Annotated in this window: 16 protein-coding genes; 3 read left to right on the forward strand and 13 right to left on the reverse strand. The window is 47.9% G+C overall.

The window, feature by feature from the left end; all coding sequences use genetic code 11:
* Window positions 1–59: 59 nt before the first annotated feature.
* Complete coding sequence (gene potB / locus BZG84_RS15350; RefSeq protein WP_077456146.1) at window positions 60–914, reverse strand: spermidine/putrescine ABC transporter permease PotB; 855 nt, start codon at window positions 912–914, stop codon at window positions 60–62.
* Entirely contained in the window at window positions 901–2,016 is a 1,116-nt protein-coding gene (potA, locus tag BZG84_RS15355) for a spermidine/putrescine ABC transporter ATP-binding protein PotA (RefSeq protein ID WP_077479822.1), read from the reverse strand. The genes potB and potA overlap by 14 nt, the downstream gene beginning before the upstream one ends.
* 275 nt (window positions 2,017–2,291) lie before the next feature.
* On the opposite strand from potA, the gene BZG84_RS15360 reads away from it, so the two are divergent.
* Together BZG84_RS15360 and BZG84_RS15365 are read left to right on the forward strand one after the other, a co-directional pair.
* Window positions 2,292–3,110: a hypothetical protein gene (locus BZG84_RS15360; RefSeq protein WP_077479823.1), complete on the forward strand. Its 819-nt coding sequence runs from the start codon at window positions 2,292–2,294 to the stop codon at window positions 3,108–3,110.
* Window positions 3,111–3,139: 29 nt separating this feature from the next.
* Window positions 3,140–3,796 carry a DUF2987 domain-containing protein gene (locus BZG84_RS15365; RefSeq protein ID WP_077479824.1) on the forward strand — a complete coding sequence of 219 codons (657 nt, stop codon included), beginning with the start codon at window positions 3,140–3,142 and terminating at the stop codon, window positions 3,794–3,796.
* Window positions 3,797–3,846: 50 nt separating this feature from the next.
* Here BZG84_RS15365 and ttcA read toward each other — a convergent pair whose 3' ends face one another.
* The 11 genes from ttcA to ccoN all read right to left on the reverse strand — a co-directional run bounded on the left by ttcA (window position 3,847) and on the right by ccoN (window position 13,890).
* The gene (gene ttcA / locus BZG84_RS15370) at window positions 3,847–4,776 is read right to left on the reverse strand and encodes a tRNA 2-thiocytidine(32) synthetase TtcA (RefSeq protein WP_077479829.1); all 930 of its coding nucleotides are present in this window, start codon (window positions 4,774–4,776) and stop codon (window positions 3,847–3,849) included.
* Window positions 4,777–4,909: 133 nt separating this feature from the next.
* On the reverse strand, window positions 4,910–5,857 hold the full coding sequence (gene uspE / locus BZG84_RS15375) for a universal stress protein UspE (RefSeq protein WP_077479825.1): 948 nt from the start codon (window positions 5,855–5,857) through the stop codon (window positions 4,910–4,912).
* A gap of 152 nt (window positions 5,858–6,009) precedes the next feature.
* Window positions 6,010–6,753, reverse strand: coding sequence for an FNR family transcription factor (locus tag BZG84_RS15380; protein ID WP_077479826.1), 744 nt, complete (start codon window positions 6,751–6,753; stop codon window positions 6,010–6,012).
* Window positions 6,754–6,834: 81 nt separating this feature from the next.
* Window positions 6,835–7,509, reverse strand: a complete 675-nt coding sequence (locus tag BZG84_RS15385; RefSeq protein ID WP_077479827.1) for a sulfite exporter TauE/SafE family protein — start codon at window positions 7,507–7,509, stop codon at window positions 6,835–6,837.
* A 12-nt stretch (window positions 7,510–7,521) separates the two neighbouring features.
* Window positions 7,522–7,728 carry a cbb3-type cytochrome oxidase assembly protein CcoS gene (ccoS, locus tag BZG84_RS15390; RefSeq protein ID WP_077479828.1) on the reverse strand — a complete coding sequence of 69 codons (207 nt, stop codon included), beginning with the start codon at window positions 7,726–7,728 and terminating at the stop codon, window positions 7,522–7,524.
* A 9-nt stretch (window positions 7,729–7,737) separates the two neighbouring features.
* Window positions 7,738–10,110: a heavy metal translocating P-type ATPase gene (locus BZG84_RS15395; protein WP_077678444.1), complete on the reverse strand. Its 2,373-nt coding sequence runs from the start codon at window positions 10,108–10,110 to the stop codon at window positions 7,738–7,740.
* Window positions 10,111–10,112: 2 nt separating this feature from the next.
* Window positions 10,113–10,598 carry a FixH family protein gene (locus BZG84_RS15400; protein WP_077456154.1) on the reverse strand — a complete coding sequence of 162 codons (486 nt, stop codon included), beginning with the start codon at window positions 10,596–10,598 and terminating at the stop codon, window positions 10,113–10,115.
* A gap of 69 nt (window positions 10,599–10,667) precedes the next feature.
* Entirely contained in the window at window positions 10,668–11,648 is a 981-nt protein-coding gene (gene ccoP / locus BZG84_RS15405) for a cytochrome-c oxidase, cbb3-type subunit III (protein ID WP_077678445.1), read from the reverse strand.
* Window positions 11,645–11,824, reverse strand: coding sequence for a cbb3-type cytochrome oxidase subunit 3 (locus tag BZG84_RS15410; protein WP_077456156.1), 180 nt, complete (start codon window positions 11,822–11,824; stop codon window positions 11,645–11,647). Before BZG84_RS15410 ends, ccoP begins: the two co-directional genes overlap by 4 nt.
* 13 nt (window positions 11,825–11,837) lie before the next feature.
* A complete protein-coding gene (ccoO, locus tag BZG84_RS15415) occupies window positions 11,838–12,449 on the reverse strand; it encodes a cytochrome-c oxidase, cbb3-type subunit II (protein ID WP_069587701.1) in 612 nt (203 codons plus the stop codon).
* Window positions 12,450–12,462: 13 nt separating this feature from the next.
* Window positions 12,463–13,890 carry a cytochrome-c oxidase, cbb3-type subunit I gene (ccoN, locus tag BZG84_RS15420; RefSeq protein WP_077661929.1) on the reverse strand — a complete coding sequence of 476 codons (1,428 nt, stop codon included), beginning with the start codon at window positions 13,888–13,890 and terminating at the stop codon, window positions 12,463–12,465.
* Between the two features lie 278 nt (window positions 13,891–14,168).
* Between ccoN and BZG84_RS15425 the strand changes: the two genes are divergently transcribed.
* Window positions 14,169–14,591 (forward strand): hypothetical protein, encoded by a 423-nt coding sequence (locus BZG84_RS15425; RefSeq protein WP_077479185.1) that lies wholly within the window; start codon window positions 14,169–14,171, stop codon window positions 14,589–14,591.
* Window positions 14,592–14,681: the final 90 nt, after the last annotated feature.

A 14,681-nucleotide genomic window follows, 5' to 3' on the forward strand; every position in this document is an offset into this window, starting at 1 on the left:
GATTGGAATATATAAAAAGGCATAAACTAAGGATAAGAATCCACTGCGTAAGATACGGCTCATGCGAGTGTCTCCTTACGATTCATCCATTTGCCAACCCGCCAATAGGCGAACAACATCAGACCCATGAGAACGGTCAGAGAAATACTGGCTGCGGAACCAAATGGCCAATCTCGTACATTGAGGATTTGGCTCTTAATCACATTACCAATCAGGAGGTTTTTCGCCCCACCCAATAAATCAGAGACATAGAACATGCCCAAGGCGGGCAGTAATACCAACAAACTGCCAGCAATAATCCCCGGAGTGGTTAAGGGAAGGATCACGCGAATAAAACGTTGAACCGTATTCGCGCCAAGATCGCGCGCCGCTTCAAGGTACGCGTTGTCCAGCTTTTCAATGCTGGAATACAAGGGCAAAATCATAAACGGTAGCAAGATGTAGACAAGACCAATCATGACCGCGTATTCGGTATACATAATGCGAATGGGGCGCTCAATCACGCCAAGCCACATCAGGCTTTCGTTCAATAAGCCGCGCGTGCCGAGAAAAATCTTAAGGCCATAGGTACGGATCAGTGAATTCGTCCAGAAGGGCACAATGACCAAAAAGAGCATTAACGGACGCATGCGTTTTGGCATTCTGGCGATGATAAACGCGAACGGGTAACCGATTAACAAGCAAATCAGGGTCGCGATGGCTGCCATATAGAACGAATGCCATACCACCTTGGCGTAGAGAGGATCCAATAACTTGGCATAGTTACTGAGTGTGAAGGTCATCTCAATCAAGTTGGCATCGTCACGGGTTAAGAAACTGGTGATGATGATCATCAGGTTGGGCATGAAGACAAAAACCAATAACCAACCGACAACCAAGCCAATGATGGCGGTTTGCAGGTTAAGCTTTTTCATCGGCCAATACCACCTCCCAGCTTTCAACCCAAGTGATTGCTACTTTTTGGTCGAGTGAGTGGTCAACATCCGGGTCATCTTCGTTAAAGAATTCGCTGACCATTACGGTTTGCCCTGATGGCATCTCGAGCACAGAGTCTAGCGTCATGCCTTTATAGTTACGTTCACGCACGTAGCCAACTAGGCCATTGGGGTTAGCATCATTACTGATTTCTTCAATGCGAATATCTTCTGGGCGCAGCAAGACTTTAACTTGATCGCCGGCATGCACATCCAGTTTGCAGTAGACCTCACATTCACGCGATTCAATACGCGCCCAAATGCGTTGCTCATCCATCCGTTTGATTACGGTAGCATCGAACACATTGATCTCACCGATAAAGCGCGCCACAAACAGGTTCTTCGGCTCTTCGTAAATCTCACGAGGGCTACCGTCTTGCTCGATTTCACCATCACGCATCACCAAAATCCGGTCGGACATCGACAGTGCTTCTTCTTGGTCATGTGTGACAAAGATAAAGGTGATCCCCAGTTTACGTTGTAGCTGTTTGAGTTCCATTTGCATGCGCTTGCGCAGCTTATAATCCAGCGCGGATAAAGACTCATCTAACAACAACACTTTCGGTTTATTGACAACAGCACGAGCAATCGCAACACGTTGTTGCTGGCCACCTGATAGTTGATGTGGCTTACGCGACGCATAATGGTCAAGCTGCACCATACGCAGCGCTTCCATCACCCGAGGCTCGATCGTCGTACGATCCACGCCTTGCATCCGAAGTCCGAACGCAACGTTTTCGAATACGCTCATGTGCGGGAAAAGGGCGTAGCTTTGGAATACCGTATTTACGTGGCGCTGTTCGGCGGGGATATCCGTGACATCCTTGCCATCAATAATGACATGGCCGCTGTCCGCATCTTCAAGGCCAGCGATAAGACGTAATACCGTTGTTTTCCCGCAGCCAGAAGGGCCGAGGATAGTCAGAAATTCACCATCGTTAACGGTGAGATTGAAACGGGAAATGATTTCTTTGCCGTCAAAGCTTTTGGTCAGAGATTTAAGCTCAACAACCGGTTTGTGAGATACATGCGCGTGGTTCAATGGTTCGTTCTCTCCCTACCTGGCAAATTGTTGTTCGCGGATTTACCCATAAAATAGACGGCGCATGATAGACGTGCATCCTGCTAAGTTAAAGCAATTTTTTACACATTTTCGCTGTGCTCAAATCCGCCGCTATTATCGGTAAATCATGATACATCCTTGATGTTAACGTTGGGTAAAAATAGCACGGATTCCTTGTTTTCTGGTGAGATTGGTTTTTGGCTATTGGTAACAGTCAGATATACTGTCAACAACAGCCATGACAAATAACGATTATGAGTCAACAAGATTTCAACAATGCGCTACATATTGGTGGGTCGATAGAGACCGCACTCAACGGTCGATATCGCCTCGAGCCATTTGAGATTATTAAAGAAGCGTTCACGCTGACATTTAAACACTTCTGGTCCTTTCTGCCCGCGGCTTTATGCTTGTTTGCCGTTCAAGTTGGTATTCTAGTGTTAATGCTGACGTTACTTCTGGGCGATCCCTCTCATTTATTCGAGGGGTTAGTCGGGCAGCGCGAAATGACCACAGATATGGTGTCATCCGTGTGGTTATCTAACTTTACCTCTGAGGTGCTGATTGCCCCTTTGTATGCAGGTGCAAGCTTGATGGGGTTGGCGCATGCAATTGGGTTTAGATCCAAACCTCGCCATTTAGTTAAGGGATTGGCGTTTGCACTGCCTGTCACTGTGGTGATTTGTTTGTCTGCGACGTTACAAAGCGTTGCCAGTATGATTTTTCCATTATTGAGCTTATATGTCGCGATGGTCTTTTCAATGGCACCGCTACTGATTTGTGAAAAACGTTTGACGCCGTTAAAGGCGATGGCGGTTTCTTTCCGTGCCGTCAACAAGAAAGTGCTAGCCCTTGCTACGATTTATGCGGTGGTCGGTGTGCTATTTCTCATTTCTTTTGTTACCGCTGGCTTTGCATTGGTTTGGGCATTACCCTTTCTGTTCAATGTTAAGGGTGTGATTTACCGCGAGATGTTTGGTGTCGGCGTCGAGGTGACGGTGTCACAAAATAACGATAACAATGCCACCCCTGAAACATCCCATTCGTCAGGCAACGATACTTTTGATGCCTGATTGGCGTTTAGCCCGTACACGGAGTGTCCATGAAAAAATTAACCAGTGCATTGGTATTGGCAGCTTGTATGAGCTTGCCTGCCCATGCCGATACCATGAGATTTAGCTACAGCAAATTGTTCACTCAGCTCAAGCATAATGTTGAAGAAGGGCACCCCGATATTGGTGTCGCGTATTTTATGGTTTCGCCTGACACCGGCGAAGTGTGCCCCATATCTCGAGCGTGGATGCGCAAAAAGGAGCATTACGAAGCCTTTGATATCCCGCCATCGCAAGCCTTGCCGCTGCCACTGGATAACCAGTTACGCAAAGTGAACCCAGATGTATTTGTGGAAACACCTGCGGGCATGACCTGCGACATCTCTTTTCAGGTTCTAGTGAATACGCCGGTTGATCAGCAACTGACGGGTGAACAAATTCAAGACTGGTTGCCGCAAATGGATGCGATGATGAAAAATCTCGGCGGTATGTTTGCGTCGTGGTTTATGCCGAAAACGCAGGGCGTCGTGGTGCATTTTGGCCCAGATGTTAGCGGTAATGTGGTATCAACAACTGGCCAATCGTACGTGATTGAGAATCGTAGAGTGACCATTGATGCCAGTGCGTTGCAACCGGAGTCACGCTTAACGCTTCCAGCCACGCCAATTAAAATATCACCATGGCTACCGAAAGCCCCTTCCTCTTGATACAAAAAAAGCGCTCTTAGAGCGCTTTTTTACGATAATGAACGGGTGAGCTATTGGCTCACGTTCATCACATTTAACGTTAATGCCGGGTCTACCTCAACCACATCATCATTATCGGGGGTCGGGTTGGTAAAGGTTTCTTTATCGAAGGCAGTGTCTCCATCGCCTTCATAGGCCATACCTGCTGCCACTGATTTGAAATCAAACAAGTTAAAGTCAGCCATGTGCGAAGGCACCACATTTTGCATCGCACGGAACATGGTCTCAATACGTCCAGGAAAACGCTTATCCCAATCACGCAGCATATCCTTGATCACTTGGCGTTGCAGGTTAGGCTGCGAGCCACATAGGTTGCATGGAATAATTGGAAACGCTTTTTGCTCCGAGTAACGCTCAATGTCTTTTTCGCGACAATAGGCCAGAGGGCGGATCACCACATGTTCCCCGTTATCAGAGACAAGCTTGGGCGGCATGCCTTTCATTTTGCCACCATAAAACATGTTTAAAAATAAGGTTTCAAGTATGTCGTCGCGATGGTGGCCCAAGGCAATTTTAGTGGCTCCCAACTCTTTAGCCGTACGATACAAAATACCGCGGCGTAAGCGTGAGCAGAGTGAGCACGTTGTTTTGCCTTCCGGCACTTTATCTTTCACAATCGAGTAGGTGTCTTCTTCAACAATCTTATACTCGACGCCGAGACTCTCAAGATACTCTGGCAAGATATGCTCGGGAAAGCCGGGCTGTTTTTGGTCTAAGTTGACCGCGATAAGCTCAAACGAAATGGGGGCGCTTTTTTGCAAGCTTTGTAGCATATCTAGCAGTGTGTAACTGTCTTTTCCGCCAGATAAACACACCATGATGCGATCGCCATCTTCAATCATATTGAAGTCAGCAATGGCTTGGCCGGTATTACGGCGAATGCGCTTTTGCAGTTTATTAAACCCGTATTTTTGTGCTTTGGTCAGCTCTTGCGTGCTCATAAGTACTTTCGCGTGATGGGCAGCCCAACCACGTTGCGCTGCAGTGAATGCATGAATGGCGGGTATGATACGGATTTTGGCTATAAATGCCAGCAGCAGGCAGTGAATAGCACTGCCTGCTGGGGTTGAAGGATTAATCGTTAGCGCGAGGATCAAGTGGGCTGATGTAACCATCCGGCTTGATCGCGAGCAAGTCACAATCCAGTTGATCAATCATATGTTCTGCCGTATTACCAATAAAGACCGCAGAGAGGCCGGTTCGCCCTGTTGTGCCAAGGATCACCAGCTCTGCATCTAATTCACGTGCAATCTCGGGAATAACATCTTCAGGCAATCCCTCATGCACATGTGTGCGTGCCTCTTCAATGTGATGACGCTGACGCAGTGCTTTCATAGCGGTGAGGTGGTGACCCCTGACCGCATCGGTGTACGAGGTGGGATCAAACTCTGGTAGCTCGATAGTAATGTTCACCGGTGTTGCAGGGTAGGCATTGGCTAGATGAAGCTCAGCACCAAGCATGGCGCTCATCACTTCACCTTCATCTACGAGTTTGTCATTCAATGCGGCGTGTGTTTCGCTCTCAGAAGCAACGTGTACGGACGCAATGATTTTGCCTTTGTCTGGCCATCCGTGCTCTTTCACCAGCAATACGGAACTTGGGCATTTGCGTAATAGATGCCAGTCCGTTGGGGTAAAAATCACGGATCCCAAAGTATCATGCTTGTGCGTGGCCTTAACCACTAAGTCATGCTGATGGCTAAGGACTCGCTCAACAATGGCTTCATAAGGACGGTTATGCCAAACCACCTCTTTTTCAATATCACAACCTTGAGCATTGTGTGACTGAATGATGTCATTCATCCATTCTTCACGTTGGTGCATCACGCCATTTCGCATTGCTTGACGCTCATCGGATGAGAGCATCGAGGTCATTTCATAAGAAAAGTCATAAATGGCAAGAAATAGGGTTAGCTTTACATCCGCATCGCAACGCTCACTCAACGTGACTGCGCGAGACAGTGCGGGCTGTTGGTCTTGAGCGGGGTCGATCACAACCAGAAGATTTGTATACCTGGACATATCTGCCTCCTTAGCACAGATGCACCGTGTAGTTTCAATGTAACGCACTACATCTAAGAGAGCGATATAAAATCGAGATAGGAGAGTAAAAAAGAGAAATGGCGCATAAAGCGCCATTTGTTAAGTTCTTGTTTGTATGCCGAATCGGAGATTTAAAGCTCTTCTCCAGCTAACCGTGATAGCTCTTCTAAATTTAAAACCGTGATGTACTTGCCTTTAACAGCAAGAATTTCTGATTTTTGGAAACGTCCCAACAGTCGGCTAATTGTTTCAACGGTAAGGCCGAGATAGTTGCCAATATCACCACGGGTCATCGTTAGTCGGAACTCGCGAGGAGAAAATCCACGTTGAGCAAATCGTTTAGAAAGACTGTAGAGGAAGGCTGCAAGACGTTCTTCGGCGGTTTTCTTTGAAAGGAGCAAGATCATATCTTGATCTCCTTTAATCTCATTACTCATCAACCGCATGATTTGTTGCCTTAATTTTGGCATAGAGCCTGACAATTCATCTAGCGTCTCGTAAGGAATCTCACAAATCATTGAGGTTTCAAGCGCTTGCGCAAAACTTGGATGCTCTCTCTCGTTAATGGCATCAAAGCCAACCAGATCGCCCGCTAAATGGAACGCGGTAATTTGTTCATCACCTTGTTCGGTGATAGTGTAGCTTTTGATGGTTCCTGACCGAATTGCGTAAAGTGCTCGAAGATGATCACCCGCTTTGAACAACTCTTGGCCTTTCTGAATAGGTTTTTTTCGCTCAATGATGCTATCCAGTTGATCCAACTCTTGCTCATTTAACGTAAAGGGAATACATAACTGGCTGATACTGCAATCCTGACAATGAATTGCACAGCCGCCAGATTGTACCCGCCGAGTGATGATCTTATTAGACACCATACACCTGCCTGAAATAAAAAACGTCGTTAGTAATATTACACCATCATGGCGTACTCGGTCGACCTTATCCTTAAGGTCTATCTACAAAAGTAACTTTAATGCGCCATAAGCTGTATAAACCCCATACAGTGCCATGAGTGTAGCACATGTCAAGCGTACTAGTTGATTGTTGAGTATGGGTTTGATCCGCTCCGCAAGTACACCCACAGTGATCATTGCGGGCAGAGTACCAAGCCCAAAGCCAAACATAATCAGTGCGCCTCCTGATGCGCTACCTGCAACCGCTGACCAACTGAGGGCAGAGTAGACAAGTCCACAGGGCAACCAGCCCCACAGTAAACCAAATGGAAGTGCATAGGTTGGTGATTTGAGCGGTAATAGCTTAGAGGAAAGCGGGGAAACACGCTGCCACAGCTTGCCACCAACCCGTTCAATATAACTTAGACCATTCCAAATATGGGCCAGATAAGCCGCAAGCAACAGCATCATGACAGCAGCAAAAAGGCGTAGTATCGCCAGCTGATGGGTGAGGTCACTCATGGCAAGGATAGAGGCAACCGCCCCGCCAATAAGTGCACCCGCAATGGTATAGGAGGTGATTCGTCCAAGGTTATACAAAAGTAGGTAGGGCCATTTAGCCTTATTTTGGGGGATGCCGAGTGACATTGCCGCCGCCACACCGCCACACATTCCAATACAATGTCCGGCACCGACCAAACCAATGACGAAGGCGCCAATAAAATCAACGTTAGTCATACAAGAGCTCGTTTAGGAGTGTTTAGATGAGTGCTGGTTGTCTGGCTCGTTTTCGTTGCGCTGTGTATTTTGCTCTGGCTCTTCCTCATCAAATAGAATTGATGAGCCTTGGCGCTCTAAATCTTCAAATTGATCGGACTTCACCGCCCAAATAAACACCACAGCAGCCACACAGACCAGCATGATGGCAATTGGGATCAAAATATAAAGGCTGGCCATAAGGTTTCCTTACTTTCGGTTGAGCAGACGGAGTGAATTTGAAACCACAATAATGGAACTAGCAGACATGCCGACCACAGCAACATAAGGCGCGACAAACCCCATGACTGCTAAGGGAAGAATGGTGACATTGTATCCCAGAGCCCATGCGAGGTTTTCGGCAATGATACGTCGCGTACGACGCGCGAGTTGCCTCGCCGTAAGCAGTTTTTCTAGGTCATCGCTTAGTAACACCATATCGGCAGAGGCTTTGGCGATATCAGTACCACCTCCCATTGCCACCGACAGGTGCGCGCCTGCGAGTACAGGGGCATCATTAACACCATCGCCGACCATTAATGTAATCGTATCGCTTGAAAGCTCCTGAAGATACGCCAGTTTTCCTTGTGGTGATACACCTGATATCACAGTTTCAATGCCAAGCTGGTTTGCGACCATGTCGGCATTGGCTGATTGATCGCCTGTGAGCATGGTGGTTTGAATGCCTGCGCTTTTGAACGCAGCAATCAAGGATGCGCTGCTTTCTCGAATGGGATCATTAAGCGAGAAGGCCGCAATCGGAGTATCATCACACGAGAGAACGACAGGGTAATGACTAAACGCCGTCTCCGTTGTCGTCAGCGCAAAATTCGGTTTGCCGATACGCCACTGTTGGCCGTTTATCGTGCCACTGATCCCTAGCCCAATGTGGTTATCGGCGTCAACGACTTCATAGCACTCTGACGCTCTCAACTGAAAAGCGTGGGCAATCGGGTGGTTGGCAAACGTTTCTAAGCTGGCGGCAATGTCCAGTACGTTTTGTTCATCATATTCAGGATTGAGGATCGCGACATCACTGATCTCAATCTTACCTTCTGTCAGGGTACCCGTCTTGTCGACAACCAACCGATTGACTTTCGTTAACGTCTCCAGCACATGACTGCGGCGCAACATGATACCGAGCTGACCAAAGGTTGAAGTTGAGCAGGTTAATGCGGTCGGTGTTGCTAAAGACAGTGCACAAGGACAGGTCGCCACCAACACTGACAGCATGATCCAAAATGCATCGTCAGGTCGCTCAAAATGCCAATATAACCACGTTGAGGCGGAGATAAGTAAAATCGCGGCGACAAAGTAGCGGGCAGTTTTGTCCGCGAGGACAGCGACTTTTGGCTTCGCCATTTGCGCTTCGTCTTGTAGGCGAACAATGTTGGCGACTAATGATTCTTTATGATTGGCTGTCACTTCAAGGTCGACGTTACCTTCAACATTCATGGTCCCCGCGTAAACAACGTCTCCCTCTTGTTTCATTTGCGGCAGTGACTCGCCGGTGAGCATCGCTTCATCAACCGAGGTTGTGCCGGTTAGTACCACACCATCGGCAGGGAAAGGCTCACCTGGCAACACGCGTATTTTTTCTCCTACCGAGAGGCTATTGGCAGGCACTGCTTCACCATCAAGATAGCGCGCCATTTTCGGTACCAGCTTGAGCAAATTTGCACTCGCGGCCGCCGCTGTGCGTCTTGCCCGCATTTCCAGAAAACGCCCCAGCAGTAAGAAGAAAGTAAACATCGCGACCGATTCAAAAAAGACTTCCCCTTTACCGGTAACGGTCGCGTACAAACTTGAAAAATAGGCAAAGAGCAGGGCGATAGAAACGGGCACATCCATACCCAGTGTGCGTGCTTTTAAGTTTCGCCACGCATTGGTGTAAAACGGAAGCGCGGAGTAAAGCAGCACGGGGGTGGCAAAGATGAGGCTTATCCAACGGAAATAGTTTCGGAAGGTTTCATCCATATCGCCAAAGACTTCAAAGTACATCGCCACCGCCAGCATCATGACTTGCATGGTAGCGAGGCCTGCAATCCCTAGACGATAGAGGTATTGCTTCATATTACGGTGGTATTGCTGCTCTTGTTTATCCGCTTCAAACGGCGCAGCTTTGTAACCGAGCTGGTGAATGTGTGTAAGAATAGTGCTGAGTGATGTTTGGGTTTGATCCCAACGCACGGTCGCACGGTTCGTGGTGGTATTGACTTGGATATGCGTGACACCTTTGGCGCGCTGTAATTGCTTTTCAATTAACCATGCACAAGCCGCACATGACACGCCATCGAGTGACAACGTCACCTCTTTTTGTTCGGCAAGATCACGTACAAATTCGCGTTGAACATCTTCATTGTCATATAACGACAGTGATTTGAGCTCTTCCGGCACAAGGTCGGCTTTGTCTGCTTGGGTGGTTCGATATTGATAATAAGAACTCAAACCACTGTCTACGATAGTGGTTGCCACTGCTTGGCAACCGGGACAGCACATTAGACGAGGTTGATCAAAGATCACAACTTGATAGGTGTCGCCAGTCAAAACTGGCTCACCACAGTGATAACAGGAGTGGGTCATGATTACTGCTTACCGCTTAATGTCCAATCACTTGAGAGAGGGAAATTTACCCGTCCGTTTACCTTCCAACTATCGTCAAATGACGAGATCTCAACAAACCACGGCCCCTCAATTGGCTCGGCAAGATCAATATGATAAATGCCCGCTTGGTTCGGATTCACCATCGCATTGATGTCTTTCCGCTCTAGCGTGCGGTGTTGGACATGTACCCGAAGGGTTGGGAAACGTTCAAGTTCGCCTTTATTGAGCGCAATGCGTAATGCGTCCGGCGTCGTCGATAGACTAGCGGAAACGCCTTTTTGCGCCGCCACACGAAGTTTAGAAAGGTCGACGTTAATCGCTTTTCCTTTTTTATAATAATCTTCAGCCACAAGCGACACTGAGTTCAATGAGAACACTGTCACTGTGAGCAAACTGGCGACAACAACAGAAGCGGGAAGCGCGATAAGGAACCAAGGCCAGAACTGCTTGTACCAGGGCTTTATCATGGGGAACACCTTTGCTTGAGCGTTTAAAAAAGCCCCTGCGGAACAGGGGCCATGTTCACACGTAAGTGCTTATTTTACTTCGGGGTTACTCAAACGCCATACATAAGCAGAGAGCAACTGAATTTTTTCTTCACCGAGGATATCTTTCCACGCAGGCATCACACCTTGGCGACCGTAGCGGATAGTGTCTTCGACTGCACGGCGAGAGCCACCGTATAGCCAGACGTTATCGGTGAGGTCTGGTGCGCCGAAGGCAGGGTTACCTTTACCATCTGTACCATGACAGGCAGCACAGACAACAAAGCGCGTCTTACCTTTTGCGGCCATTTGCGCGTCAACCTTACGACCAGAAAGACTCAAGGCATAGGCAGCGACTTCTTTTACGCCGTCTTCACCCATGGTGTCTAACCACGCTGGCATGTTACCTTGGCGACCATGCATCAAGGTTGCCTTGATGGTTTGTGGTTCACCGCCGTATAACCAAGCTTCGTCGGTCAGGTTAGGGAAGCCCGCTTGGCCACGTGCATCAGAACCGTGGCATTGTGCACAGTTTTGAATAAACAAACGTTGACCAACCTTTAAGGCTTCTTCGTTATCCGCAATTTGCGTAATAGGGCGAAGCGTTTTCCCGTCTTCTTGATAAGCAAGCTTACGGAAGGCTTCACCAAACACTTTGTCTGCGGCTTCTAGTTCCATCGCGTACTGGTTGATGTGCTGCGCTTCTTGCGCTTTCGCCATCAATTCACGCGACTCCTCGACGCTTCTTATATCCTGATAAGAACTTTTCCAACCTAGAACGCCGGCAAAGTTACCTAAACCTGGATACAAGATTAGATACCCAACCCCAAACACTAACGTGGCCCAAAACATGTAAGACCACCACTTGGGAAGTGGGTTATTCAGCTCACGAATACCGTCGTAGTCGTGACCCATATCATCCCCTTCGGCAACACCCATCTTATCTTTGGTCGTCCAAATGATAAGGGCTGCACACCCTGCAATGGTGCCGAGTACGATGATTGTTACAAAGAGACTCCAAAACGTACTCATTCGCGATTATCTCCTGTCTTGTCTTTGGACTTATCCTGGTCCTCATCGGCGAACACCAGATTGGCCGCATCATCAAAGTGCTTTTTGCGACCTTTGCTGTAAGCCCAAATAACGATCCCAATGAAGCTAACAAATAGGACTACTGTCCAAATACTATGAAAGGTGCCGATATCCATAGGCCCTCCTTTTTTACTTCATTGCATGACCGAGTGACTGAAGATATGCAATCAGTGCTTCGATCTCTGTTTTACCTTCAACTGATGCCTTCGCATTCGCGATGTCCTCATCGGTATATGGCACACCGAATTGGTCACGGAACAGCTTCAACTTAGCCGCAGTGGTTTTTCCATCTAGCTTGTTTTCAGCAAGCCAAGGGAAACCTGGCATATTTGATTCAGGCACCACGTCACGCGGGTTAATCAGGTGGACACGATGCCATTCATCAGAATAGCGGCCACCCACACGTGCAAGGTCAGGACCTGTACGCTTCGAACCCCATAAGAACGGGTGTTCCCAAACACTTTCACCAGCCACCGCATAATGGCCGTAACGCTCTGTTTCTGCGCGGAAAGGACGCACCATTTGACTATGACAAACAGTACAGCCTTCGCGCACATAAATGTCGCGTCCTTCCATCTCTAGTGCTGTGTACGGACGAAGGTTATCTACCGGTTCAGTGGTTTGCTTTTGATAGATCAGCGGGGTGATCTCGACCAGCGCACCAAAACTGATTGCAACGATAATTAAAATCGCAAGCAGACCGGTATTTTTTTCAACGATTTCGTGGCGATTGGCACTCATTTATTCGTTCTCCTTATACCGCAGGCTCAAGCGACTTCAAGCTAGCTTCTGGCGCACGAATCGTTTTGTACGCGTTATAAGCCATCAGGAACATCCCTGAGAGGAAGATTGCACCGCCGATAAAGCGGACGAAATAGAACGGATATGAAGCCTCTAGTGATTCCACGAAGCTGTAGGTAAGGGTGCCGTCAGTGTTTACTGCACGCCACATCAGACCTTGCATCACACCAGAAATCCACATTGCCACGATATACAGCACAGTACCAATGGTAGCGAGCCAGAAATGCACGTTAACCAGTGATACGGAGTACATACGCTCTTGGCCAAATAGTTTTGGAATAAGGTGGTAAATGGAACCGATCGATACCATCGCAACCCAACCCAAAGCACCAGAATGCACGTGTCCAATGGTCCAATCGGTGTAGTGCGACAATGCGTTGACCGTTTTAATTGACATCATTGGGCCTTCGAACGTGGACATGCCGTAGAACGACAAAGAAACGATCAAGAAGCGCAAGATTGGGTCATAACGCAGTTTATGCCATGCACCAGACAGGGTCATAATACCGTTGATCATACCCCCCCAAGATGGAGCAAACAGGATCAGCGACATCACCATACCCAGCGACTGGGTCCAGTCAGGCAGTGCTGTATAGTGGAGGTGGTGAGGCCCCGCCCAGATATACAGTGAGATAAGTGCCCAGAAGTGAACAATAGACAGGCGATATGAGTACACTGGACGACCTGCTTGCTTAGGCACAAAGTAGTACATCATACCTAGGAAACCAGCCGTCAGTAGGAAACCTACCGCGTTGTGTCCATACCACCACTGCACCATGGCGTCGACGGCGCCGGCGTAGATAGAGTAGGACTTCATCGGTGAAACGGGGATCGCCATGCTGTTAACAATATGCAGTACAGCAATGGTCAGGATAAAGGCACCGAAGAACCAGTTCGCAACATAGATATGAGAGGTCTTACGCTTAATCAGTGTTCCGAAGAACACAATGGCGTATGCCACCCATACGACAGCAATAGCGAGGTCAATTGGCCACTCTAGCTCTGCGTACTCTTTCGAGGTGGTATATCCCATAGGCAGCGAGATTGCTGCGGCGATAATAACGGCTTGCCAGCCCCAGAAGGTAAACTCTGCTAACTTCCCTCCGAATAACCGTGTTTGACACGTACGTTGCGCAACGTAGTAAGACGTCGCAAACAGCGCACTGGTACCGAATGCGAAGATCACTGCGTTAGTATGCAGTGGGCGCAAACGGCTGTAGGTCAAATACGGAATATCAAAGTTCAGCGCAGGCCACACCAACTGAGCGGCAATAAGTACACCTACTGCCATGCCCACAATACCCCACAAAATAGTTGTTAGGGTGAATAAGCGGACAACGCGGTAGTTGTAGTCTTGTTCAAGCTGCTTAACTTGGCTCATATTGCATGCTTCCACTTTTTGGTTAACTACACTCACGTTTGATACGGACGAAGCCTCCGCTTCGTCTTGTTACATACCATCCCAAAGCACATCATCCGTCGCGTACGGTTTTTAACCGCTTTACTCGCTCCGTTGCTATTTCTTTGTAAAAATGGCATTTTCGGCCAGAATCATACTGTAGATAATGGGTGAAAAACAGGGGCTAACCCACACACTCAGTACGGCTTACCCCTCTTTCTTATAAAACTTTGACCTCTGTAACACGGAAAAACCTAACGATGGCAGCAGAAAAACTTACCAAAGGCCGACTCACGCAAATATTGGTGATGCTTACACTTTTAATCTCCGCGTTCATTTGGCGCACCCTTATCTATACGCCGGGACTTTCGAGTATAGACTGCGATGGTCGCCAAGGAGTTTGTGGCACATCACATTCCCCCAAATTGCTTACTTATCAATGGGAAAAAGAGGGAGATAATTTAAAATTCTTTTTAATATCAGAGACAAAGCCACATGTTGCCTACTGGTTGAAAGATGGCACACAAGCGCCGCAAGTCGCAGAATCCTCAGAAGAAACCCCAGAAGGCGTGCAACGAGTTTGGCAGTGGACATCAGAAACTCGGCCCGAGAGTCAAGACGTGTTTATGGTTGTCATTGATCAGTATCAATTCAAATTTGATTACCTAAAAACACTCAATTAATCTGCGTGTAAATTCGCTTTTTAAGCGACATATGTCGCTTATTTTCTGGAATGGCATTTATCTTAAGATTTCTCTAACCATTCTCTAAAT

Origin of the sequence: Salinivibrio sp. PR932, from assembly GCF_001996125.1 — a bacterium.
Taxonomy (GTDB): Bacteria; Pseudomonadota; Gammaproteobacteria; order Enterobacterales; family Vibrionaceae; genus Salinivibrio; species Salinivibrio proteolyticus.

Excerpts from the sequence above, each read along its gene's own strand:
- potB (WP_077456146.1), bottom strand. The coding sequence starts at position 914 with ATGAAAAAGCTTAACCTGCAAACCGCCATCATTGGCTTGGTTGTCGGT.
- BZG84_RS15360 (WP_077479823.1), top strand. The coding sequence starts at position 2,292 with ATGAGTCAACAAGATTTCAACAATGCGCTACATATTGGTGGGTCGATA.
- BZG84_RS15365 (WP_077479824.1), top strand. The coding sequence starts at position 3,140 with ATGAAAAAATTAACCAGTGCATTGGTATTGGCAGCTTGTATGAGCTTG.
- ttcA (WP_077479829.1), bottom strand. The coding sequence starts at position 4,776 with ATGAGCACGCAAGAGCTGACCAAAGCACAAAAATACGGGTTTAATAAA.
- uspE (WP_077479825.1), bottom strand. The coding sequence starts at position 5,857 with ATGTCCAGGTATACAAATCTTCTGGTTGTGATCGACCCCGCTCAAGAC.
- BZG84_RS15380 (WP_077479826.1), bottom strand. The coding sequence starts at position 6,753 with ATGGTGTCTAATAAGATCATCACTCGGCGGGTACAATCTGGCGGCTGT.
- BZG84_RS15385 (WP_077479827.1), bottom strand. The coding sequence starts at position 7,509 with ATGACTAACGTTGATTTTATTGGCGCCTTCGTCATTGGTTTGGTCGGT.
- ccoS (WP_077479828.1), bottom strand. The coding sequence starts at position 7,728 with ATGGCCAGCCTTTATATTTTGATCCCAATTGCCATCATGCTGGTCTGT.
- BZG84_RS15395 (WP_077678444.1), bottom strand. The coding sequence starts at position 10,110 with ATGACCCACTCCTGTTATCACTGTGGTGAGCCAGTTTTGACTGGCGAC.
- BZG84_RS15400 (WP_077456154.1), bottom strand. The coding sequence starts at position 10,598 with ATGATAAAGCCCTGGTACAAGCAGTTCTGGCCTTGGTTCCTTATCGCG.
- ccoP (WP_077678445.1), bottom strand. The coding sequence starts at position 11,648 with ATGAGTACGTTTTGGAGTCTCTTTGTAACAATCATCGTACTCGGCACC.
- BZG84_RS15410 (WP_077456156.1), bottom strand. The coding sequence starts at position 11,824 with ATGGATATCGGCACCTTTCATAGTATTTGGACAGTAGTCCTATTTGTT.
- ccoO (WP_069587701.1), bottom strand. The coding sequence starts at position 12,449 with ATGAGTGCCAATCGCCACGAAATCGTTGAAAAAAATACCGGTCTGCTT.
- ccoN (WP_077661929.1), bottom strand. The coding sequence starts at position 13,890 with ATGAGCCAAGTTAAGCAGCTTGAACAAGACTACAACTACCGCGTTGTC.
- BZG84_RS15425 (WP_077479185.1), top strand. The coding sequence starts at position 14,169 with ATGGCAGCAGAAAAACTTACCAAAGGCCGACTCACGCAAATATTGGTG.